Origin of the sequence: Citrobacter sp. Cm038 (assembly GCF_030333105.1) — a bacterium.
GTDB lineage: Bacteria > Pseudomonadota > Gammaproteobacteria > Enterobacterales > Enterobacteriaceae > Citrobacter > Citrobacter murliniae.
Genome location: NZ_JAOWGO010000017.1, coordinates 31,264 through 54,991, shown reverse-complemented (window position 1 = coordinate 54,991; position 23,728 = coordinate 31,264). Strand labels below are relative to the sequence as shown.

General features: G+C 47.9%; 21 protein-coding genes. 7 read left to right on the top strand and 14 right to left on the bottom strand.

Translation table 11 applies throughout. The annotated features are described in order from the left end of the window. Nucleotides 1–124 precede the first annotated feature (124 nt). The 3 genes from OGY01_RS08295 to galE all read left to right on the top strand — a co-directional run bounded on the left by OGY01_RS08295 (nt 125) and on the right by galE (nt 2,943). Nucleotides 125–760: a carbonic anhydrase gene (locus OGY01_RS08295; RefSeq protein ID WP_045446462.1), complete on the top strand. Its 636-nt coding sequence runs from the start codon at nt 125–127 to the stop codon at nt 758–760. 160 nt (nt 761–920) lie between these two features. Further along, a complete protein-coding gene (locus tag OGY01_RS08290) occupies nt 921–1,859 on the top strand; it encodes a glucosamine inositolphosphorylceramide transferase family protein (RefSeq protein WP_286492856.1) in 939 nt (312 codons plus the stop codon). A 67-nt stretch (nt 1,860–1,926) separates the two neighbouring features. Beyond that, complete coding sequence (galE, locus tag OGY01_RS08285; protein WP_284097253.1) at nt 1,927–2,943, top strand: UDP-glucose 4-epimerase GalE; 1,017 nt, start codon at nt 1,927–1,929, stop codon at nt 2,941–2,943. Between the two features lie 48 nt (nt 2,944–2,991). Here galE and OGY01_RS08280 read toward each other — a convergent pair whose 3' ends face one another. The 13 genes from OGY01_RS08280 to tctD all read right to left on the bottom strand — a co-directional run bounded on the left by OGY01_RS08280 (nt 2,992) and on the right by tctD (nt 18,715). Then, on the bottom strand, nt 2,992–4,383 hold the full coding sequence (locus tag OGY01_RS08280; RefSeq protein WP_286492855.1) for a DUF4832 domain-containing protein: 1,392 nt from the start codon (nt 4,381–4,383) through the stop codon (nt 2,992–2,994). Nucleotides 4,384–4,413: 30 nt separating this feature from the next. Then, nucleotides 4,414–4,821 (bottom strand): hypothetical protein, encoded by a 408-nt coding sequence (locus OGY01_RS08275; protein ID WP_045446474.1) that lies wholly within the window; start codon nt 4,819–4,821, stop codon nt 4,414–4,416. 2 nt (nt 4,822–4,823) lie between these two features. After that, the gene (locus OGY01_RS08270) at nt 4,824–5,936 is read right to left on the bottom strand and encodes a glycosyltransferase family 4 protein (RefSeq protein WP_200012312.1); all 1,113 of its coding nucleotides are present in this window, start codon (nt 5,934–5,936) and stop codon (nt 4,824–4,826) included. Nucleotide 5,937: 1 nt separating this feature from the next. Beyond that, on the bottom strand, nt 5,938–7,149 hold the full coding sequence (locus tag OGY01_RS08265; protein WP_045446480.1) for a glycosyltransferase family 4 protein: 1,212 nt from the start codon (nt 7,147–7,149) through the stop codon (nt 5,938–5,940). Between the two features lie 14 nt (nt 7,150–7,163). Beyond that, complete coding sequence (locus OGY01_RS08260; protein WP_200012316.1) at nt 7,164–8,153, bottom strand: glycosyltransferase family 2 protein; 990 nt, start codon at nt 8,151–8,153, stop codon at nt 7,164–7,166. After that, entirely contained in the window at nt 8,143–9,528 is a 1,386-nt protein-coding gene (locus tag OGY01_RS08255) for a hypothetical protein (RefSeq protein ID WP_045446486.1), read from the bottom strand. The genes OGY01_RS08260 and OGY01_RS08255 overlap by 11 nt, the downstream gene beginning before the upstream one ends. After that, complete coding sequence (locus OGY01_RS08250; protein WP_200012319.1) at nt 9,525–10,736, bottom strand: lipopolysaccharide biosynthesis protein; 1,212 nt, start codon at nt 10,734–10,736, stop codon at nt 9,525–9,527. The genes OGY01_RS08255 and OGY01_RS08250 overlap by 4 nt, the downstream gene beginning before the upstream one ends. Further along, a complete protein-coding gene (locus OGY01_RS08245) occupies nt 10,733–12,862 on the bottom strand; it encodes a GumC family protein (protein WP_048220717.1) in 2,130 nt (709 codons plus the stop codon). The genes OGY01_RS08250 and OGY01_RS08245 overlap by 4 nt, the downstream gene beginning before the upstream one ends. A gap of 2 nt (nt 12,863–12,864) precedes the next feature. Next, complete coding sequence (locus tag OGY01_RS08240) at nt 12,865–13,422, bottom strand: polysaccharide biosynthesis/export family protein (protein ID WP_045446495.1); 558 nt, start codon at nt 13,420–13,422, stop codon at nt 12,865–12,867. A gap of 1 nt (nt 13,423) precedes the next feature. After that, nucleotides 13,424–14,710, bottom strand: a complete 1,287-nt coding sequence (locus OGY01_RS08235) for an outer membrane beta-barrel protein (protein WP_045446498.1) — start codon at nt 14,708–14,710, stop codon at nt 13,424–13,426. Continuing rightward, nucleotides 14,700–16,115: an undecaprenyl-phosphate glucose phosphotransferase gene (locus OGY01_RS08230; protein WP_286492853.1), complete on the bottom strand. Its 1,416-nt coding sequence runs from the start codon at nt 16,113–16,115 to the stop codon at nt 14,700–14,702. Before OGY01_RS08230 ends, OGY01_RS08235 begins: the two co-directional genes overlap by 11 nt. A gap of 526 nt (nt 16,116–16,641) precedes the next feature. Beyond that, nucleotides 16,642–18,054 (bottom strand): sensor histidine kinase, encoded by a 1,413-nt coding sequence (locus tag OGY01_RS08225; protein ID WP_045446504.1) that lies wholly within the window; start codon nt 18,052–18,054, stop codon nt 16,642–16,644. Further along, entirely contained in the window at nt 18,041–18,715 is a 675-nt protein-coding gene (gene tctD, locus OGY01_RS08220; RefSeq protein WP_045446507.1) for a transcriptional regulator TctD, read from the bottom strand. The genes OGY01_RS08225 and tctD overlap by 14 nt, the downstream gene beginning before the upstream one ends. Nucleotides 18,716–18,868: 153 nt before the next feature. Here tctD and OGY01_RS08215 point away from each other — a divergent pair, with 153 nt between their 5' ends. The 3 genes from OGY01_RS08215 to OGY01_RS08205 are packed head-to-tail and all read left to right on the top strand — an operon-like array spanning nt 18,869 to nt 21,820. Beyond that, nucleotides 18,869–19,846, top strand: a complete 978-nt coding sequence (locus OGY01_RS08215) for a Bug family tripartite tricarboxylate transporter substrate binding protein (RefSeq protein ID WP_045446510.1) — start codon at nt 18,869–18,871, stop codon at nt 19,844–19,846. Nucleotides 19,847–19,860: 14 nt separating this feature from the next. Next, nucleotides 19,861–20,295, top strand: a complete 435-nt coding sequence (locus tag OGY01_RS08210) for a tripartite tricarboxylate transporter TctB family protein (RefSeq protein ID WP_200012333.1) — start codon at nt 19,861–19,863, stop codon at nt 20,293–20,295. A gap of 10 nt (nt 20,296–20,305) precedes the next feature. Continuing rightward, the gene (locus OGY01_RS08205) at nt 20,306–21,820 is read left to right on the top strand and encodes a tripartite tricarboxylate transporter permease (protein ID WP_045446512.1); all 1,515 of its coding nucleotides are present in this window, start codon (nt 20,306–20,308) and stop codon (nt 21,818–21,820) included. A 75-nt stretch (nt 21,821–21,895) separates the two neighbouring features. Here OGY01_RS08205 and OGY01_RS08200 read toward each other — a convergent pair whose 3' ends face one another. Then, nucleotides 21,896–22,792, bottom strand: coding sequence for a LysR substrate-binding domain-containing protein (locus OGY01_RS08200; protein WP_286492851.1), 897 nt, complete (start codon nt 22,790–22,792; stop codon nt 21,896–21,898). A 98-nt stretch (nt 22,793–22,890) separates the two neighbouring features. Between OGY01_RS08200 and OGY01_RS08195 the strand changes: the two genes are divergently transcribed. Then, on the top strand, nt 22,891–23,493 hold the full coding sequence (locus tag OGY01_RS08195; protein ID WP_045446515.1) for a short chain dehydrogenase: 603 nt from the start codon (nt 22,891–22,893) through the stop codon (nt 23,491–23,493). Nucleotides 23,494–23,728: the final 235 nt, after the last annotated feature.

Genomic DNA, 23,728 nt, shown 5'->3' with positions numbered 1-23,728 from the left:
GCCATTTATTACCCAAAGATATTGGTTTAACGGCTATAAAGTCTTTCTCTTCTGTCTGCTGGTGTTAAACTGGAAAGTGTGATCTTCATCATAACCTGCTTAAACAGAGAAAAGAGACACTGCTATGCAACATATCATTGAGGGCTTCCTCAACTTCCAAAAAGAGATTTTCCCTCAACGTAAGGAACTCTTCCGCAGCCTGGCATCCAGCCAGAATCCTAAAGCGCTTTTCATCTCCTGCTCAGACAGTCGCCTGGTACCAGAACTCGTCACACAGCAAGAGCCAGGGCAGCTTTTTGTTATCCGCAACGCCGGTAATATCGTGCCTTCCTTTGGCCCGGAGCCAGGTGGGGTATCTGCGACTATCGAATACGCGGTTGTCGCATTAGGCGTGACGGATATCGTTATCTGTGGCCACTCCAATTGCGGCGCGATGAAAGCCATTGCCGAAAGTCAGTGCCTGGATCCGATGCCTGCGGTCGCCCACTGGCTGCACTATGCCGATGCCGCTAAAGCGGTGGTCGATAAAAAAACCTGGGATAACGAAACCGATAAAGTTAACGCGATGGTAGAAGAGAACGTTATCGCCCAGTTGAACAATATTAAAACGCATCCTTCCGTTGCTGTTGGGCTACGTAATAATGCACTGCGTCTGCACGGTTGGGTGTACGACATTGAAAGCGGCGAAATCCGTACTCTGGATAAAAACAGCAAAGCCTTTGTTTCGCTGGCAGATAATCCGCAGGTACATTTCGAATAAATCCTCAACTGGAGCAGGGATGCTCTGGCAACGTCATACCTCCCCCCACTATCTCTGCTAGTGGACAAAAATCACTGTTGCTACTAGCTTTTACACTGGCAATGAGTGTAGCCGTATTGGAACCAGCAGCAAATTAAGCGATAAAAAGGAGCAGTTGCGAATGCGAACGAAAAATAACAGACTTATTAATATGTTATTCTTTCATGAGTCGTGGGACACTGTGATCATTAAAAATGACGGCCCTCATACATTCCCCACCAATACGCTGGACATCCTTACTAACACCAAGGGACAACAACTCAAAAAAAAATATACCTTCCAGGCCGATCCTTTCATTATTGAAAGGGACAATAAAGTGTATGTTTTTTATGAAGCATTAAGTTTTCGTAATTCTAAAGGAATATTACGATGTCGCATACTTGATGCTAATTTGGTTGAGCTTGATGATGTAAAACTCGAAGGTTTTGATAACCTAAAGTGTCATTTATCATTCCCTTTTTTATTTTACAGTCATGATCAACTCTTCATGATCCCTGAGTCCTCCGAAAGAAAAGAAGTTATCTTATTCCAGTCCATAGATTTCCCCGTACGCTGGCAGCAAGTAAAAATATTACTGTCTGACATCGCATTAACAGATAATGTTCTTTGTTCGCACAATGGGAATCTCTATCTTTTATCCACCACGATGGATGATGAGTTAACGATTCATACAGCCGCGGAGGTAAATGGGCCATGGCAGAAAATAACGCCAGCATTACACGTATGTAATCAACACCATCGGGGAGCGGGTTCGCCACACTGTATAAATAATAAAATGTACATCCTCACCCAGGAGTGTACGCCAGAGACTTATGGAAAGTCAGTCTATATCAAAGAGTTAAACACTCTTGACGCTGCCACATTTGATGAGAGTCTGGTTGTAAAAATAAACGCCAGCATCAACCAAAGCGAAGGGGTACATACATTAAATTTCACCGACAACTATATTGTTTATGATACCAAGATAAACCGGTTTAGCTTTTTAGCCATACTTAAAAAAATATCATATAAGTGCATGGTGAAATACAGGAATTTTTACCTTACCAGACGCCACCAATAGCGTTTTATTTATGGCAGTGGCATTGGTAAATCAATGGTCGTTTGCATAAAATTTATCTGGAGACTGTATGGCAATTCTAGTCACAGGTGGCGCTGGTTATATTGGTTCACATACCGTGCTAACCCTTCTGGAGAGAGGAGATGACGTCATCGTCATCGATAATCTCTCGAATGCCTCTCAAACATCACTGAACAGAGTCGCAGAACTCACCGGAAAAGAACCCGTCGTTTACATTGCTGACATCCTGGATCGGGATACTTTGAAAACAATTTTTTCCCGTCATAGCATCACCGACGTTATTCATTTTGCGGGACTAAAATCGGTTTCAGAGTCAATAAAAGAACCTCTCGCCTACTATGAAAACAATGTCACAGGAACGCTGGTTTTGCTTTCTGAGATGTTAACCGCAGGAGTTAAGAACTTTATATTCAGTTCTTCCGCAACGGTATATGGCGAACCGGAAAACGTGCCGCTAAGTGAAAAGTCACGTACAGGCGGTACAACTAATCCGTATGGCACATCCAAATTTATGGTCGAGCAAATTCTGGCGGATTTTTCGCGCGCACAACCCGAGTTTCGCATCACCTGCCTACGCTATTTTAACCCCGTTGGCGCTCATCCTTCAGGCCGGATTGGTGAAGATCCTAATGGGATACCTAACAACCTGGTACCCTACATTTCACAGGTTGCGATTGGCAAACTTGAAACCGTGTCTGTATTCGGTAATGACTATCCGACCCCTGACGGAACAGGCGTGCGTGATTACATCCATGTTATGGATCTGGCAACAGGTCATTTAGCGGCACTGGATTGCCAGGAGAAAGGCGAGTCATTCAAAGTTATCAATCTGGGTACCGGAGTCGGTTATTCCGTCATTGATCTCATTGAAGCCTTCGAAAAAGCGGCGCAAACAAAAATCAATTATAAGATTGTAGCGAGAAGACCCGGTGATATCGCCGAATGTTGGTCGGACCCGTCGTTAGCACGAGCAGAGCTAGGCTGGCAGGCCATCTACGGACTTGATGAAATGATGCGTGATACGTGGAACTGGCAAAAAAACAATCCTGACGGATATCACGAGTAATATTTAACCCGCAATGCGCCTTACTATTGGGCGCATTGCGGCTGCAGGCTAACGTGCGGTAATCGACGACACTCGATACCAACCGCTGCTCTGTTTTCCTTCATTGGCAAAGTTAATTCTGGCCATGCCAGACTTGTCCACAATAGCAACCTCAAGATGGTACATCCCTTCCGGCAACGCACCTGGCATTGGCAACTGATAATTCAGCAGATGTTTTCCGGGCAACCAGCGGCGAATATCTTCCGGCACATTCCCTTGTGCAATAACTTTATTGGCATCATTAATAATGCGAAATGACAGCGTGTAAGGAAGATAAATAGGCGCGATACCATCGTTATACCAGGTGCTGGTCAGTGCCAGGCTTTGTCCATTTTGCCATACTGACTCGTGGCTCAGGGAGGCTAAACGAAACCGGTAGCCCAGCTTTGTCAGCGCATCATCGACAATCGGCCGATATTCACTGGGGACCGCTCTCGATTTCAGGTTGATCGTACTGGCGTGCTGCTTCACCGCCCAGTCAAAAATCCCCTGCACTTCATCCCGCGTATAATGGTAGGTCTTCTTCCATTCCGGCATATATGAACACATTTCCAGACTCACTGGCGCTTTCTTCCAGGCATCATTAAATCCTGAAAAACTTGTCTGCGCCGCCAACAATCGTTGTGGATAATCATCGTGCATATGATTCCAGGTATCGGAAAACACGCGCAGGTCGCCCCAGCAGTCCGCGCGCCATCCAGCCCCTCGCACCACCGCATTCGCCAGGCTTTGACCACCACTCATCAACATAATTTTCGGGGTAATAGGAAAAGCAGAAAAATGCATGGCGACGTAACGATCCAACTGAGCCGTCGTGTACCTCTCCAGCAGCGGTTTCAGCGTCGGAAAGTTGCTGTTATGCCACTCTCCCCATGCCCCTACCATGCCAATATCCACAAAAGCCAGATTCTCATTACCATCGTAACGCTTACCAAAGGCATTCAGCAGTCGCTGACTGTATTCAATAAACAGGGGATCATCTAAATCAGGGGCGAAGGTTTTATGATCGGGCGTCCATGTTCCTTTCACTCCTTTTTTAATCAACCAGTCAGGTATTTGCGGACCACTTTCCGGTTCTGCAAGCGCCATAAACCGCAGCCCTACATTCATCGCAGGCCGATGTGCGGCTGCGTATTTGAAAGCATCATCAACAAGTGCAAAATTGTACTGACCTTCGACGGGCTCCAGTTCTCGCCAGTAAAAACGCTCATATTCAAATCCGGTATCAGGGTAATCAGCCAGGCCCAGCTTTTCGCCATATCCCTGATGAAAACTGGCAACCCCAATACCAGGATTCGTCAAAGGGCCGGTCAGTGCTTGGGGCGTTACGGTCGTTAATGCGGCCATTGCCGCCAGCGGAAAGAACAAACACAACAGTGCAGAAACCCATTTACACTTCATCGCAGCAACGCCCTCAGCAGTCTGTTAACACTAGCGGTCTTTCAGGCTTAACCACCAGTCCCAAATACCAACGTGGAAATTGTGGAAAATATCGATACCCAATGCAGATTTGATCATATACAGCGTCAGCAATATACAGCTGGTGACAAACAGCACGGCAATCAGCAGCAAAAAAGTGAGCAAGATTCGCGACAACGTCGACTCCTGGCGATGCTGCTGACGTAAATCTCTGCCAAGCAAAAAAACCAGATAAAAACGTTTACCGAAAAAAGGGAAACTTCTGCGGATATCAACCTTGTGCCTTGCGCCCAGGGTAATGGCGAGGACCGCTTTCTCTACCCCCGCTTTTTGTTCCGGAGTTAACTCTTCCGATATCTGCGGATCAAGCTGAGCATAAAATCTCTCGATAGCGGGGGGACGTGTTTGAGGACTGGTCAAAATTAACCTATATCTTTATCGATTGAGTGATAGACATTGACTGTTTTTCTGGCGATTTCGTGCCAGTTATAATTTTGCAAATATACACTATAGTCAACGCTATTAGCTGCTGCCCACACAGCCATTTTCTCAGCCAGATTAGTCAGATTCCCCACCTTAAAATACGCATCTGGAGGCAATTTGACCTCGAGGTTAGCAGGAATATCGCTCACCACAGCTGGCAGGGAGAATGACATAGCTTCCAATAACGCTATCGGCAATCCTTCATGGTACGAAGGCATCACGAACAGTTTTGCCTGCGAAAACACCGCCTGCAGCTCATCACCTCTTAAAAACCCAGTCATTACTACGCCAGGGGTATCGGCAGCAAGCTGCTTGAGTCGAATGCTGTATTCGGTCGGATGATCCGCATCACCAATTAATACTAATGGCAGTTGCAAACCGCTTTGTTGATAAGCGGAAATAGCATCATGCATCCCTTTTTCTTCAACGAATCGTCCAACCACAACTAAATAGTTTTTCGCTTCGAGTCCGAAGCGGGAAAGCGTGGTGTGAAGAGTGTTATCTGATAATAACCGAGGTTCATTGACGCCGTTGTAAATCAAATGTGCATCATAGCGGCCATGTTTTTTCTGGATCAGTTGGTTAATAACCTCAGAAATAACAATCACCTCGCTGGCATATTTCACCGCCCAGCGCTCACCGAGCAGCAATATTTTTTTGGCGACATATCCCCATTTCTGCCGATCGTAGTCAGGCCCATGATGGGTGAAAACTACCTTCTTACCTAACAAACGCAATAAAGGAATAACTAGTCCAGGACCAATAGCATGTACGTGCACAATATCCGAGCGGTCTATGCAGGTTCTGAACGCCGCTAAAACGGAATGGACAATCGCTTCCAGCGAGCGTTTTTTAGGTGCCCACAATGCATAAGTTTCAACTTTCTTATAGGAAGACCGTTTGTAATTCACATACGGCGAGCGGGCGATGACACAAATATCAACATCAAACTGCTGTTTAATAGCAGGATAAAGATTCTGGCAATGCGTTTCCACACCGCCCAATACATCTGGGATCCCACGAGTACCAAACACCGTTATTTTTTTGCTCATCTTATGGCCTGCTTAAAAGTTCTTTATATAACGTCTGTAGCGTCTCCATATGCTTGTCGAGAGCATATTTTTCACTTAGACGTTCACGGCCATGTAAGCCCATCACCCGAGCTTTCTCAGGATCCTCTACAAGGGTATCCATCGCCCCCGCCAGCTCCTGTGCATTGCCCGGCTCAAATAAGATCCCTTCAATACCATCGCGAATTTGTTCTGGAATGCCGCCAATGCGCGACCCAATCACCGGCTTCGCAAATGCCATCGCCTCTAACACCGCCATCGAGCAGTTTTCATAACATTCAGAAGGGAGGATCACCACCCTGGCTCGTTTAATCAGATTATCCAGCGCCTCTCCCTGCTGCACGTAACCTAAAAATTCAACATCCGGGTATTTAGCAACCAACTCGTCATACAGCGGACCGTGACCGACAATTTTCAGTGTGGCTTTGTTACGCATTTTTTGATGAGCCTGCAGCAACGTTGCCACCCCTTTCTCACGACTCAAGCGACCAAAGTACAGCACGTAACCCTCATCGTTTATCTCACCGACAGGCTGGCTGTCATCAACGCCATTGACGATCACATCAATACGGGAATTCGGCAGGGTACGCAGCAAAATACCGCGCAAGAACTTACTGGGTGACACGATCACATCCAGTGCCTGATAGTTTTGCGCAATATATTGCCAGGTAGCCTCTAAAGAGAGCAGTAAACTCTTCGAGGCAGAGCCTTCCTGGCAGCGATATCTGAAAGCATTAAAAACTGTCCCGGTGATACAGGCATCACAAACCTTACCCTCACGTAACATTGAATACGAGGGACAAACAATCTTATAGTCGTGCGCAGTCAACACCGTTTTACAGCCAAAATTGCGCGCCACTTTAATCAATGCCGGCGTCAACTGGTGGTAGATATTATGAAAGTGGACGATATCCGGGCGTTCTTTTTGTAATAACGCCAGCATTTTTTTACAGGCTTCAGCGTTATGAATAAAGCTAACTGCCGTTTTGATACCGCCCAGCAGACTACTGTCTTTATGATAATCCACATTACCGACGAAAAAATCCGCATAATCAGAAGGGAAATTCTTTTCATGCTGCATGGAAAAATCAATCACCTGCACGCCAGCTTTTTTCAGCATGCTTCGTTCCTGAAAATAAACCGTTTCCGCCCCACCCTTAATGAAGAAAAACTTGTTAACCAATAAAATTTTCATCACATCTGCCCTGTTTATTCATGAATGATTTTACTGTTGGGCGGAGTCAGCGGATCGCGTACCGGATAAATACACCCTTTGAGCAACCCCGCTGAACGAACAACCATATTTATTACGCTTTGTAACCCATCGGTTAGCGAGCGGTTTTTCACTATTTTCAACAGGGTAAATACCAGTAATGGCAGAAGTGCAACCGCCATGACTTTACCGTTAAGAGTGAGCAGTGCAGCGAACAACAAAATAAGATAGAGGGCAAATACGGCCTCATTCCTGACTATTTTTAGTGCCCCCATAAACCAGGGTTTCCCCCAGCTACAGCGCAACAGCTCGCCTGGCGCCTGGTAATATCTTGTCTTCCACCGATGCATCAGCATCTTAAACGTCGGCATGGTATGTGAAGTATGGCTAAAATACGGAATATCCAGACGACGCAGTTTGTAACCGGCGCCAGTAATGCGCAGACCCAACTCAGCCTCTTCATAAGCATGTAAATTCCGGTTTGTCAGATAGCCTATTTTTTCTATCGCAGAACGGCGATACAACCCACCGCCACCTAAATGATCGCAATCCCCAATGGGATAAATTTGATTAATTCGTTGCTTACGGGATTTAAATTCATAGTTAACGGCATCATCCATTTCTACGGTCCCGGCAACACCCGCATATTCCGGTTCAGCCTGCAAAAATGCGATAGCCCGATCGATAAATCCTTCTTCCAGCTCCATATCGCCATCCATCAGCAACAGGTAATCTCCTTCACTAAAAAGATAACCCAGTTGATGCCCCACACCGCAGCAGCGATCGCCAGGATCGGTTAATGACACCACCGTCACCCCTTTATTTACCGCCAGTTGCTGGGTGTTATCGGTCGACAGGCTATCGGCAACAATAATTTTATGTGGGTAGCCTACGAGCTGTCGCCGGATACTATCGATCGTTTTCTCAATACCTTTTGATTCGTTGAGAGTCTTAATACTTACTGAAATAAATGGTTTATTGTCCATCCCATCCCCCTGCGCTGCGAAGAACGGTTCGACGAATCACTAAGCTTGAGCCCAGTGACAAATAAAAAAGGAACTGTAACATCGGCGTTATCATCAGTATTTGGCTGTAAGGTAAGCTGATTAAACAACTAATAGCAAAAGCGTTGAACGCTGGCGCGAAGCTCAACAACTGGAGATCCTGCTTATCCAGTTGCTCAAGCACCAGCAATGGTTTTGGCTGGCACACTTTCAGAATATAAATAAACAGACTAATAAAAAGCAGTGTGCCGATAACACCAATTTCCCAAAGAAGCATACTCAGAGAAGTGGAATCGAGAATTAAGTTATAAACAATATTCAAAAACCCAGGGGAGACTGTACTTCCGCTGTTTGTCGCATTAAGTCCGTAGCCAAATAACGTGCCCGACAGCCCCCACAGATCGTTATTTTTTAGCCAGAACAGAAACGTCGTAAAGCGCCCCAACTCACCGGTAGACATGACGTAGTTTGGGTCAAAAATATAGCTCAGAGAATCGATGAAAATGCTCAATGAGCTTTTCGTTGGGTCGGCGCCAAAAGCCGAAGTATAGTACCAGGCAAGAATCACAACCGACAGGCAGATAAGCAATAGCATACCCGCTACGATCAAAATCAACGTCTTGAAGTTAATCTTACTGACGTCTTTGACATAGCTCGGGGAGAGCCATACCCATACCAGGAATAGAGGTGAAAGCAGGATGACAAACTTCACTTCACCAATGATGCATAACCCTAGCCCGAGCACAATATGCAGCGCCATAGATTTAAACGTCGTCAGCCCGTGCTTATACTCCGAGAGTTTTAGCAACATGATTAACAGGCAAAACAACCCCATTGCTGCTGTATTCCCGCCGCCCATTGGGTCGCCGCCAAATGTACCCACTACGGAGTCCCATTTTTCATCTTCACCACGCTGAGCAACGCGCTGAGGAACCACCAGTAACACCTGATATATCATTACCGGAATTTGTACGTAAAACACCCAATACAAATATCGCGTGGCCCGATAAATCTGCGATTCCCGGCAAAATCCCAGTAGCAAACAGATCATCACCAGCGACAACGCAATTTCGTTTTTAAACGCGACAATCGCGACGGTTACTCCCCCCTGGAGCAGAGTTGAGGCCCCGGCCAGCACCAGAAAAGAGAAATACAGTGCCAGGATTATGGTTTCCTGCGCATCCAGTTGCAGCGGGGCATCCCGTGTCTGCATGACCATTAATCCGACCATCAGCAGCGTCAGAAAAAATGGGATCCACAGCACCGACTGCATACCAGTGAAATACTGCACCAGACCACACAGTATCAACGTAATAAAGGTATAGGCCTGTAAATAATATCCGGTATTCAATGTCATAATATCACCGGCTTGTCTTTCAGGAGATTGGCACGTTTGTTCATTTTGAGATAAATGAACGCATAACGAATAAAGGTCAGTGAAGAAAATAATATTACTGACGCTGCATAGTCATGATAAAAATAAGGCGTCACAACAAAAGCAATCAACACAATGGCCAGCTGTTCAAGCTGGATCCTGAGAAAATAGCGATGGGAACCAAATATCAGCTCAATCACCGTCAAAGGGCTGATCGCCAGCGCCGGAAACAAATAGGGCAACATGTAGCGCGAAGTCTCAATAGAGTTAATCCAGTCTTCGCTAAAACCAAGCCGCATCACAATCGGATAGAAAATAAACACCCCGAGAGTGCAAACAACCCCAAGAACTAAAAGCAGCATCCTTACCTTAGTATACTCTTGATAATTAAAGGTGTTATTCCGGAAATCCATAGACCACTTTGAGAAAATCGTATTGCGTACTGCATTACCGATAATCACGACGGGTGCCAGACAGAACCGACTGACGACTGAAAAATAGCCCGCTGTCAGCGCCGAGAACCAGAAGTTAATTAACATGATCGGCAAGTTGCTGCTTGCCATCGCCAACACCTCGGCACTCCCGACCTTAGTGATGTGATGAATATGCTGTTTAAAAAATAGCAGGTTACTGGATGGGCGCAGATGCTTAACAGTCACTGAACGAATATCAAACGAATGTAAAATGCAGCTCGTCGTCAGCAGCATCATCGCACATGCCCACGACCAGTAGAACATCTGTACATGATGAGTGAGCAGCACTGAGAGCACCACTACCACTGAGACAGAAATTCGCTGAAATATCAGAAAAGAAAAATTTGCCGTCCGCAGTGACAAATTCTCTGATATTAAAACCCACGCATTTGAAAGCGACAGCAAATAGAGAAACAGGACGTTCTGATGAAATAACCATGCTGTTAATGCGGCATACGGCAGCGCAATTACCGCACTTTGCAGCAGACAAAACACCACATTTTGCGCCAGGTCCTCATCCTGCTGTTTAGGAATCAACAGCTGTGAGGCAAAGGTACACACCTGTGCCCCAACCACCGCAATGCTGTAGTTGAGCGCATAAAGCCCAACCTCAGCCATATCATACTTGTGTGAGATCAACCAGATAGACAGCGCACCAATCAACTGCGAGATGACTGATGAACCGGCTATCGTGGAAGCACTCTTCAGTAGACTCATACACGACCTGGCGTAGTCATCAGTTGGTCAGTATTAAAGTTCAGTGAACGCAGTCCCTCTTGCGTTTCAAGATTCTTTTCCTCGACCGCATTTAATACCGCGCCAATCACAACGCCCTGATTATCTTCAATCTTATCCAGCGCGCTGGCAATTGTCTCCGCTGAACCACTCCCGGCTTTCACGATGAAAACAACGCCGTCAACCGCCCGTTTAAGCAGTTGGATATCCTGGCTCTGATTCACCGCGGCAACATCAATAATAATGCGCTGGTATTGCGACTTGAGTTCGCGCATTAAGGGTTCAACACGTTCAGACGACAGCATCAGTAAAGAGGAGATCGTGGCCTTGCCGTGTGGAATAAAATCAAGATTCTCATTAATCTTAATACGCGTATTTTCCAGTACGGCTTCACCCCGCAGTAGTTCCGCCATGCCAGCCGATGCCGGGGTAGCAAGCTCAGTAGACAGACCATCATGATTAAAGAAGTCCGCATCAATAAGCAGTGTTTTCTGATCGAAGCTAAATGAACTCGCCAGCAGATTAGCTAACAGAGAGCGCCCTTCACCATGCTCCGCCGATGCCATCGCTACCGTCTGTAACGCGCGGTTATCTAACATTATCCGCGTGCGAATACCGTGAATAATATCGGCGTTCAACGGGTTCTTGAGGATCAGGTCGCGAACCTGTGCTCGCCCCGTTATACCGATGAAACGACGGATCTCACCCAAGGGTTCGATATTAAGGCGTTTTTTCATCCGGCTAAGGGTGCTAATCGAATTATCCATTGCCGCTTTAACGATGAAATACATAATGCTGAAAACGACCACCAGCATAACAATCATCACCAGCAGTAACGACTTATTCGGCTTAGCAGGCTTTAGCGGAGGAACTGCAGGATCATACAGCACCGCGTCAGCGTTTACGCCGGAAAGCGACAACTCCTGAGTACGCTGGTAAAGCGTTTTATACAGATCTTCCATTTTATCCAGTGACAGTTTTTGGCTGTTGTAGATATCCCGTTTTGACGCCATTTTCTGGAATATCTCTTTCTGCTGCGCCAACTGCTGCCGGTAGTTATTTTCATCTGTCACCGCAGCCAGATATTGCTGACGTAACCCAGCTTTCAGTTCACCCAGTACCCGCTGCGTTTGATTTTGAATCGACTGAACGTCGGCTTCTGCTTTTAAGATGGTTGCGTGCTTAGGCCCATACAATTTTCTCTGTTCAGACAGCACGCGCTGTGCCTGAATCAGCGCAATACGTAAATCCTGAATCTGTGCATGGTCAGAAACAGAGGGCAGAGAAATGATATCCCCGGAAGACTTTCCGCGACCATTCACTTCGTTATAAACAGATTCCGCGGCGACACGACGTTGAGTCGCATCTGCCAGACGATTGGTTACAATACTTAATTGCTCTGTTTCAAAGCCATCAATACCGCGGAACGTTAATAGCCCCGCATTTTTCAGGTAGTCATCCATCTCCGCTTTTTGTTTAGCAATTGACTTCTGCACCTCTTCCATCTTTGCAGCGTTTAACTCTTTCGCTTTCTCTGCTTTCTCGCGCTTTTGCTCAACGGTGTAGTTGATAAAAGCCTGAGCCACGCCATTGGCTATCTCAGCCGAAAGCTGCGGAGAGGTAGATTCATAGGAAATGGACGCCAGATTAGTCGTGCGAATGCCGACGATCTTCAGGTCTTTCGACAACGTCTTCAGCGCCTGTTCGACCCTCAACTGCCGACTCTCACTGCTGTCAGCCCCGCCAGTACCCGATTTCTCACCATTGAAGTCCGGATTTTCATCCAACTTCAGATCGCGCACAGCCTGCTCCAGAATGATTCGTGACTGCATCAGAGCATATTGGGTTTCGTAGTAACCACTGCGCGTTGAATCAAAACCATCAACCTGTGGAAACGGCGAAACATTATCAGCCTGGGCCTTAATCAGCACAGTCGCCGTCGAAACATACTTTGATGACATCATGCTGATTAATGGATAGGCCACCGCCCCCGCAACGATACCGGCAAGTGCGATTTTCCAGGCATTCTTTTTAAGTTCTTTGGCAAAGCGTGAGAAATCGACTGAGTTCTCTCTTTTCTTGCCGTTTTCCACTATAGATAGTTTCATCGTTAGAAGAACCCCATGCCAATAATCACGACGTCCCCAGGACGAACAGAGTGCGTTAAATCGACATTCTCAAGGAGCTGATTGCTACCAGCCAGTCGAATGTTGATATCTTTGCGGTCTGCACGGTCAGTAAATCCCCCCGCCTGGGCAATAGCTTTTTCTACGGTAAGTCCCGGCTCATAAGCGAATGCATTCGGGCTTTTCACTTCACCTGAAACGTAGAATTTACGGAATTCAGCAATGCTTACGGTCACCATAGGATTAACCATATAACCATTGCGTAAACGTTGAGATAATTCCGCACTCACCTGTTCAGGCGTTTTGTCTTTCAATGCAAGCACGCCAATATAGGGGAAATTTATTGAGCCACTCTTATCCACAATAAACTTCATCGTCATCTCCGGTTCCCCGTAAACAACGATATTGACAGTATCCCCGGCACCAAGTCGGTAATCCTCTGAGGTGACAGCAGGATCGTCCGTTAATGGTGGTCTGGACGTTGCGCATCCGACCAACAGGATACTGAATAGAAAAAACGCGCACAGTTCTATTATTTTCATTTTAGATCTGAACCTTAGCTTTAAGCATAATCATCGAATTATCATAACCTAACGTTCTTATGACTTCCTGATTGTCATTGGGACCGATAAAGAACGAGTCAGTATCCTTATTCGAATTTAATGTATCTAACTGATATTTAATCTCAAAATTAACAGACGGTGTGTAGTCATAGCTCATGGTTACACTGAAGACACCATTTTTATCATGTCGGTCCTTGTTTTGTTTCTTATAGTCTTCCATGGTGTAGGCATAGTCGAGAATGGTTGAAAAGCGTTCACCTAACCAAAAATGCTGGTAAGAAACCCCATACTCAGTCACTAAAATATACCCCCCAACTTCCGATGGGTCTTTAATGCTTTGCGCGGTACGAGCGGTAAAAACAGACTGTTTTAACGGTTTCCACTCTCCCTTAATATCCCAGTTTAGACCATTAAAATCATGCGAGTTTGGGCTGTTTTCAAATGTTTTGTACAACCAGGCGATATTCATATCGACATTGGTTTTCCCTGTCAGCTGCGATTTCAGACCGTAAAGCAAATAATATTCATTACTGTCTTTTTCTGAGTTGTTATCATAGTGACGTTGGTTAGTAATAAAACTATAGCGAAAACGCGTTCTGGATGTGTATTGATCAAAAATCTCTGCAACCAGGCTATTTTCATGCCATTCCTGATCAAGGATGTAATTGTAAAAATCCTCACTGGTATCTTGCGTATCCTGCGTGTTACCGAAAGTCAGTTTTTTATATAACAACGCCAACTCCGCTTTACCACGTCCATCTGGCGCACCGTAGCTATAGCGTAATTCACTGTTGATAAAATTTGTCGTCAGCGGAGATGTAATTCCGTACTGCCGAAACTGGCCCGGCAGAAAACCTTCAGTGATATCACGACCACGATTTTCATGCCCAAGAGAATCTTCCAGATTGAGAGTTAAACCGTGCATTTGCCCATAACGCCAGGCACCGTTAAAACGGAAAAAATGATCGTTGTAGTTATCAGCGGAATCGCTTGAATAGTTACGGTAATCGCCGGAATACATCAGTAAATACTTATCCTGACCGCGCTCTCCGATCATACTCAGCACTGGCGCTGCGCTCTGAAATGAGGAACCAATAGCATCACTGTTATGTGGCTGATAAGTCACGTTATCATCATAACCGTAGTCCACAGCAACCTTGCCCTGGAAGTCGATCCCGGCAAAGCCAATGTGTGATTTCGGTGTTAAATCAGCCCATGCGGACTGCGATATCACGATTCCGGTAATAACTATTAATTTAGTATGCATTCTTACCGACAAATCCTTTGAAAATAGTTTTAATAATAATTTTTATATCCAGCCATAACGACCAGTTTTGAATGTATTCGATATCATACTGAACGCGTTTTTCCATCTTGTAGAGCGCATCAATTTCCCCACGAAACCCGTTAATTTGCGCGAGGCCAGTGATCCCAGGCTTAACTTTATGGCGGATCATGTAATTTTCTACCTGCTTACGGTATTGCTCATTATGCGTAACCGCATGCGGTCTTGGACCCACAATCGACATGCTGCCTTGCAACACATTAATAAACTGAGGTAACTCATCAAGCGACGTTCGACGCAAAAAACTACCAAATTTCGTCACTCGCGGATCGTTCTTCGTGGCCTGAATCACCGTGTCGGAATTCTCCATTACCCGCATAGAGCGAAACTTCCAGACTTTAATTTTTTGCCCACTCAAACCATAGCGGTCTTGTTTAAAAAATACTGGCCCACGTGAAGTGAGTTTGATACCAATAGCGATCGCTAACATTAGCGAAGAGATCATCACCATAATAATGCTGCCCAGCACCAAATCTTCAGCCCGCTTAATAAACGATCCGGCCCCTTCAAACGGGGAACTAAAGATACCGATAGTTTGCAGATTATGGATAGATCTCAACTTAGACATATTGTTACTGTAAGTATAAAAATCAGGAACAATATAGGTATCAACCGTGGTATCAGACATCATGGCCAAAAAATGACGAATACGTTGTAGCGCCACCATCGGCAACGCAATATAGATTTCATCTATATTTCCCAGTTTAGCCTCTTCAACCAGGTTGATCACCGGCCCTCTAAAGGGGCTTTTAATTTTGTTAACAAAATCACCGCAGCGGGATAAGCTGCGTTCATCATAAAAGGCCAAATCTAATTGGATATTGGAATATTCATTCATCAATGCATTTTCTGCAGCGAGGCCATTATCGGTAAGACCAATAATCGCTACGCGAACATTTTTCTTGGTTGAATATTTAAAAATGAAAAAACGAATGTAATATAAAAAAGGTAAGGGAAAGAGATACCAAAAAATAATAGCTGAACAAACTGGGTTGTCCAGTTTACTTAAGTATCCTAATGTCTGAGGTTCAGCCACCGCAACGCTGACTATCTCAATAGAAATAATCGCCAGCAAGGTACAAGAAAGCAGTCGTTTTTGATTACGTAAGCCAATGGTCTTTATTTTTTGCTGATACATTTTAGTATATTCAGCAAACAGCAGAAAAAAGGTAGAAAAAAGAACACTCAAAATAGCAACTGTCTTAAATGGCGCCATATTCAACAGATGTGCGCTAACAATCAACGTTAAGTTGATAACAATAAAATCGACCAGTTTTATAAATACTGGGTATCCTTGACTGCTAATCTTTAGCGAATTTTTCAGCATATCCCAGCCTATTATCTATTGATCTTTAATTATTTTTTGCTCTTTTCATGTTGCTAATTATATCACAAGTCAAAAAAACGCAATGGTACATTGTCAGTAAATGTAAAAAATAATGCTACACAATGTGACTCTGGCTCCATTGATAGTATGTATTTATATGATTTTTAAGGTTATTAAAAATATCAGCACTTGATTATCATTATCAAAAAAAATGATTATTAGCAACAAAGCGACTATTGACAGATAACAATCCATAGACTATGGAATACCCACTTATGTATGATAAATATCATCTGTTTTTCCTTTTTTGCCCACCATTACTGCTAAGTTAATGCTCAACACAGAGAGAGTTATAAAAATATTCTCCACACATCCATCCAATAAATAACAAAATGAAACCATTAAAATTCTAATTAATAATAAAGTTAATTAATTGGAATATATACCCAATAGATTTCGAGTGCATTGAGGCAGCTTGAAAGACCAGGGGTACAGACAGACGATAAACAGCATCTGTATCTCTTTCTTAGCACGATACGCTCAAAAACCGTACCCGTACGCTCAACCCTCCTAACGTCTCACTGCGAGACAGGTGTGGACGCGTATGGTGCAAACGCGCGATGTCATTCACCAGCGCCAGACCGATACCCGCTCCGGGAACATTGCCGACATTATCCAGGCGATGAAACGGCAACAGCGCCTGATGCATCCGATCATCATCAATACCGGGACCGCTGTCTTCAACCACCAGCACCACCGCTTCCCCTTCTCGTAGTAGTCTGGCGGTGACTATTTCCTGCGCTGGCGTATATTTCAGCGCGTTATCCAGTAGATTCCCGCACAGCTCACCAAGCAGAACCTCATCTCCTTCAATCCATACTGCGTCCTGTTCACCTTCATAACCCAGATCGATGGCTTTACTGCGCGCCTGCGCCAGACGAGTAAAACAGCTGGTTTGCACGACCTCATACAGATTGACCGGTGAAAAATGTCTTTCCCCCTGCTCCTTACGCTTTACCGCGGAAAGCTGCAGTAGCCTTTCTGTCAGTTGAATGGTGCTATCCAGCGTCGAACTCATCGCTTGTAAACTCTCATACCACTGCTGCGGCTGTGGGCTGGCGAGGGCTACCGCCGCCTGGGTTTTAAGCACCGCCAGCGGAGTTTTAAGCTGATGAGATGCATCTGCGCTAAAGCGTTCCTGACGCGAAATAAGCGCGCGTAGCCGGTCGATATAGCGGTTGAATGCCACAATCAGCAGACGGGTTTCCGACCATGGCAGCAGCTCCGGCAACGGCGTCAACAGCCCCGGTTCACGGCGTACCATCAATGATGACAGCTGGCGCATGGGGCGTAATACCCGACGAAGCAGCCAGCCGACCAGCACCAGCGTCAGTAACACCAGCAACCCTTGAGAAACCCATGAGGAAAAGAGCAGTTGCCCCGCCAGATAGCGCCGCGATTGCAGCGTTTCAGCGACATAAATCTCCGCCATACCAACGATTCCCCCTTCGTTCACCGGCTGGAGAAGACGCGCCACGCGGATAGCCTCCCCGCGATACTCAGTGTGATAAAACCACGCCAGCGCCGGATAAAGCCGGGTGCGCGATGTAGCTGGCGGCATCGCAGGTAAATCGTCATAGCCGGAAATCACCTTCCCCGCCGGATCAACCACTTTGTAATACAGCCTGTCATTCATGTTCAGTTCAAAGCTGTCCAGCACCACCCATGGCACATTGACTTCGAGCTGTTTATTACGAACCACAAGTCGCTCAGACACCGTTCTGGCCGATGAGAGCAGCGTCCGGTCATACGCCTGCGTCGCTGCCTGTAGAGCGCTAACGTAGCTGTTAAACGCCGACAGTCCCCACAGCAGCAACAGCGGCAAGCCAAGAAACATTAATAACTGCAGGTACAGCGACTGGGGCTTAACCCACTTCATCACAGCACTCCAGCACATAACCCAGGCCGCGCAACGTCGCGATCCTCACATCGCTCCCCTGCAGTTTTTTACGCAGGCGATGGATATACAGTTCAATGCTTTCAGGGCTGACCTCATCGCTCAGACTGAAGACCTGTTCAAACAGTTGCTGGCGCGAAACCGGGCGTAATCGCCGGTACATCAGCACCGTCAGCAGCGCCTGTTCACGCGGCGTGAGCGCCAGCGGCTGCCCCTGCAACAGAAAATAACCTTCATCATGAAATGCCAGTTCCCCCAGTTGCTGTATACCTTGCACCTGGCCTGCGCTACGTCGCAGCAGTGCCCGCAGTCGCGCATCAAGCTCTTCAATTTCAAACGGCTTCGCCAGATAATCATCGGCCCCGACGTTCAGCCCCTTCACTCTGTCAGCCACTGCGCTACGCGCCGTCAGCAGCAGAACCGGGAGCGTCTGCCCGCGTTTGCGCAGTCGCTGAACGACTTCCAGACCATCCAGCCCCGGCATATTGATGTCCAGAACCGCCAACGCATACGTTTCGCTATGCAAGAGATGATCGGCGGCCTGCCCATCAAAGACGCAATCGACAGCAAAACCGTTTTGTACCAGCGCTTTCTCCAGCCAGTGAGCCAATTCACGGTTATCTTCCGCTAATAAGAGACGCATATCACATCCTGTAAAGTTTCTGCCGCATTGAAAGGGAATTGAAAGGTTAATGTTTTAACAATCATGCAACCGAACTGCTACACATCGGCTCACATAATCACAAAAATCTTCTTTCGTACCCGAAACTCCGGTCGCCCGGCGCGAGGATAAATAATGAAAAAACAATTACTTCGTACCCTTACTGCAAGCATGTTACTGATGAGTACCGCTGTTCTGGCTGAACAAGCCCCCTCACGCACTGAATGTATCGCTCCGGCGAAACCCGGCGGGGGATTCGACCTCACCTGTAAGCTGATTCAGGTGAGCATGATGGAAACGGGTGCTATCGAAAAACCGATGCGCGTGACCTACATGCCCGGCGGGGTGGGCGCGGTAGCCTATAACGCCATCGTCGCGCAACGCCCCGCCGAGGCGGGAACCGTGGTGGCCTTCTCTGGCGGCTCGCTGCTGAACCTGTCGCAGGGCAAGTTTGGTCGCTATGGCGTCGATGATGTGCGCTGGCTGGCAAGCGTGGGAACTGATTACGGCATGATTGCCGTACGCAACGACTCACCGTGGAAAACGCTGAAAGATCTGCTGACGGCCATGGAGAAAGATCCCAACAGCGTGGTGATTGGTGCTGGTGCTTCTATCGGCAGTCAGGACTGGATGAAGTCAGCGCTGCTGGCACAAAAAGCCAACGTCGATCCGCACAAGATGCGTTACGTGGCGTTTGAAGGCGGCGGCGAGCCGGTGACTGCGCTGATGGGAAATCATGTGCAGGTAGTGTCTGGGGATCTCAGCGAAATGGTGCCCTATCTCAGCGGCGACAAGATCCGTGTGCTGGCAGTGTTCTCTGACGAACGTCTGCCTGGCCAACTGGCAAATGTCCCTACAGCTAAAGAGCAGGGCTATGACCTCGTGTGGCCAATCATCCGTGGCTTCTACGTCGGACCCAAAGTCAGCGATGCTGAATATCGGTGGTGGGTTGAAGCATTTAACAAGCTCCAGCAGACCGATGAGTTTAAAAAGCAGCGCGAACTGCGCGGTCTGTTCGAATTCAACATGAGCGGCAAGCAGCTCGACGATTACGTGAAGAAGCAGGTCACCGATTATCGTGAGCAGGCGAAAGCCTTCGGCCTGGCTAAATAACCGCAGGGACATTGATGATGAGCGATCGTATTTTTGCGGGTATCTGGCTGTTGCTCTGTATCGCCGGGCTGTTCATAGCCTGGCAAATCAGCAGCGAATACAGTTATGAACCGGTTGGGCCGCGTCCCTTTCCACTTGGCATTATCAGCCTGATGCTCCTGTGCGCCGTGGCGCTGCTGTTGCGTCATCCGGACACCATCAGTTGGCCTCGCCGCCACGTGCTGCAAAAACTGCTCACGATGGTGATTGTTCTGTTGATGTACGCCTGGGGGTTTGAATGGCTGGGCTTTCCGATTGCCACCGCCATTCTCACCGTGGTGATTGGCATGTTGTTCGGTGCCACCATTCCGGCTGCGGGTATTTCTGGCTCTGTCCTCGGCATTCTTCTGTGGTATGCCTTCGATCGGCTGCTTGACGTCACCTTACCTCTCGGCGCCTGGCTGAGTTAACGGAGAAACGATGGATACCTGGATATATCTTTCTCAGGGTTTTGCGGTGGCGATGACGCCGGAAAACCTGGTTATCGCCTTGATCGGCTGTTTTGTTGGCACCATCGTTGGGCTGCTGCCGGGCCTCGGGCCCATCAACGGCGTGGCGATCCTGCTGCCGCTGGCCTTCGCATTGCATCTGCCAGCAGAGTCTGCGCTGATCCTGCTGGCCACTGTTTATATCGGCTGTGAATACGGCGGGCGCATCTCCTCGATTCTGCTCAATGTTCCCGGCGATGCAGCCGCCATTATGACCGCGCTTGACGGCTATCCGATGGCGCAGCAAGGGCGCGGCGGCGTGGCGCTCTCTATCTCGGCGGTCAGCTCCTTTTTCGGCTCACTTATCGCTATCGGTGGCATCATTCTGTTTGCCCCAGCGTTAGCGCAATGGTCGCTGGCTTTCGGTCCGGCAGAATACTTTGCCTTAATGGTCTTCGCCATTGCCTGCCTCGGCAGCATGATGGCGCAAAACCCACTGAAATCATTTCTGGCAGCGCTAATCGGTCTCGGTCTTGCAACCGTCGGCGTAGATGCCAACACCGGGGTATATCGCTTCACCTTTGACAGTGTCCATCTCTCTGATGGCGTGCAGTTTATCGTGGTGGTGATTGGGTTGTTCTCTGTGTCAGAAATACTGTTAATGCTGGAACATACCAGCAGTGGCCAGACGCTGGTGCGTAAAACAGGCCGCATGTTGTTTAACGCCAAAGAAGGTATGCAGTGTGTGGGCGCGACACTTCGCTCGTCGGTGATTGGCTTTTTTGTCGGTGTGCTACCAGGCGCCGGGGCGACCATCGCCAGCGCAATCACCTACATGACTGAGAAAAAACTCAGCGGTAACAGCGACAGCTTTGGTAAAGGGGATATTCGTGGCGTCGCCGCACCAGAAGCGGCGAACAACGCCTCGGCCTGCGGATCCTTTATTCCGATGTTGACGCTCGGTGTGCCTGGCTCCGGTACCACAGCGGTGATGATGGGTGCGCTGACGCTGTACAACATCACGCCAGGCCCGGCCATGTTCACCGAGCAACCAGATATCGTCTGGGGGCTGATTGCAGCGCTGCTGATTGCTAACGTGATGCTGCTGGTGATGAACATTCCGCTGATAGGTTTGTTTACCCGCATGCTAACCATTCCGCTGTGGTTCCTGGTTCCGGCCATTGCCGCAGTCTCCGCAGTAGGCGTTTATGCAGTCCACAGTACCACTTTCGATCTGGTGCTGATGGTCGCCCTCGGCGTACTGGGCTACATACTGCGAAAAATGCACTTCCCGATGTCACCGTTGATTCTCGGGTTTGTACTGGGGGAAATGCTGGAGCAGAATCTGCGTCGCGCGCTGTCTATCAGTAATGGCAACATAGATATTCTGTGGGCAAGCGGGGTGGCAAAAGTACTGCTGGTACTGGCAGTGATGGTTATCGTGATCCCACCCGTGCTGCGTCTGATCCGTAAGCGCCACAACAAGCCGCAGGTGGACATCGGTTAGTAAAATGACGCGCCTTATCCGGCCTACGATTGATCGCCACTGTAGGCCGGATAAGCGCAGCGCCATCCGGCATTTTTATTTTGAGCGTAAACCCTGAGTTCCTGCCAGGACATGCTCGACAAACTGCGTCAGCTTTGGCAGCGGGCGTAAATCCTGCCGCCACAGCAGATGTATCGGGCGCGGTTCAGGTGTAAAGCCCTCCAGTACCCGAACCAACCTGCCACTTGTGAGTTCTTCGGCCAGTAAAACCTCGGGCTGCAACAGCAGACCCGCCCCTGCGACCGCCGCCATACGCAGGCCGTGGCCATCGTTACAACGCAGGATCGCATCGCGTTTCCATCTGACCTCCCCTTCCACGCCCGGCAGCTTCCATTCGTTGCGGGCCGTCCACACCGTGTGGGATAAACACAAATGATCCACCAGATCTGCCGGCGTTCGGGGCGTACCGTGACGGGCCAGATACTCCGGTGAGGCGCAGATCGCCATACGGTACGGACACAGGTATTTCGCCACTACATCAGTCTGATGAATATCACCAATCCGGATCGCCAGATCCACACCCTCATCTACCAGATCAACCATCCGGTTAGTCAGATCCAGTTCAAGACGTACCTCCGGCCAGGTCTGTAAAAAAGCAGCAGCCAACGGCGATACCACACATGCGCCAAATGAGGTTGGTGCGCTGATGCGCAGCGTGCCAGCAGGTACCAACCGCAAGCGCTCTATCGAGCTTTCAGCTATTGCCACCTGCTCCAATACTCGTCTGGCTTCTTCAAAGTAAACCCGCCCGGCATCGGTCAAACTCTGGCGACGGGTATTACGCTCCAGCAGACGCGTACCGAGCTGAACTTCAAGCTGGGCGATATATTTCCCCACCATTACCGCCGACATCTCCAGTCGCGTTGCCGCGCCGGTAAAGCTGCCGCTCTCCACCACGGCGATAAATGTTTCCATGCCGCGCAACTTGTCCATATTACAAACCTCTGGTTAGCAATCATCTAACTTTTAGCCAGTTTATCTGATTTCATTTTCATTAAAGAATGGTGGCTCACACTATTCAGGAGGTGGTTATGAAAATCGTCGTTATTGGTGCCAGCGGCACAGTCGGTCGCGCAGTCACAGAAGTATTGAGCCGTACACATGACGTTGTTCGCGTGGGCCGCACACAGGGTGATTACCTGGTTGATATCACTTCTCAGGAGAGCGTGCAGGCGTTGTTTGAAAAAATCGGTCGGGTAGATGCGATCGTGTCCGCCACCGGCAACCTGTTCTTTGGCCCGTTGTCGACAATGACCGACAACGAGTTTAATCAGGGGTTGCAGGATAAGCTGTTAGGTCAGGTGCGGCTGGCATTAACCGGGCAACACTATCTGAATGATGGCGGTTCAATTACGCTTATCAGCGGCATCATCGCTCATGAGCCGATTGCGCAAGGGGCAAGCGCTGCAACCGTCAATGCCGGGCTGGAAGGTTTTGTTCGCGCTGCTGCCTGCGAATTAGAGCGCGGAATTCGCATTAATCTGATCAGTCCCACCGTGCTGAGCGAATCCGCCGACGCTTACGATAGTTTCTTCCCTGGTTTTGAAAGCGTGCCCGCCGCTACGGTGGCAAATGCTTTTCGCCGCAGCGTGGAAGGCATACAAACTGGTCGCGTCTATAAAGTCGGCTACTGATATTTTGCTGCCGCTGCATCCTTTATCAGCGGCAGCATTATTAACTCATTGTTTTAAAACATTCCCTTCTTGATTTTCTTCCCTGCATCACACTTACCCTCACCTTTTATATTGTTAAATAATTGTTTCTTTTGATCACAAATAATAAACAAAGCAGTCCATTTTGTGCGCACTTTTCAAAAATGTAGATATTTTTAATTTATGGCTACGAAACGTAGCATCGCCATGTCTCCCT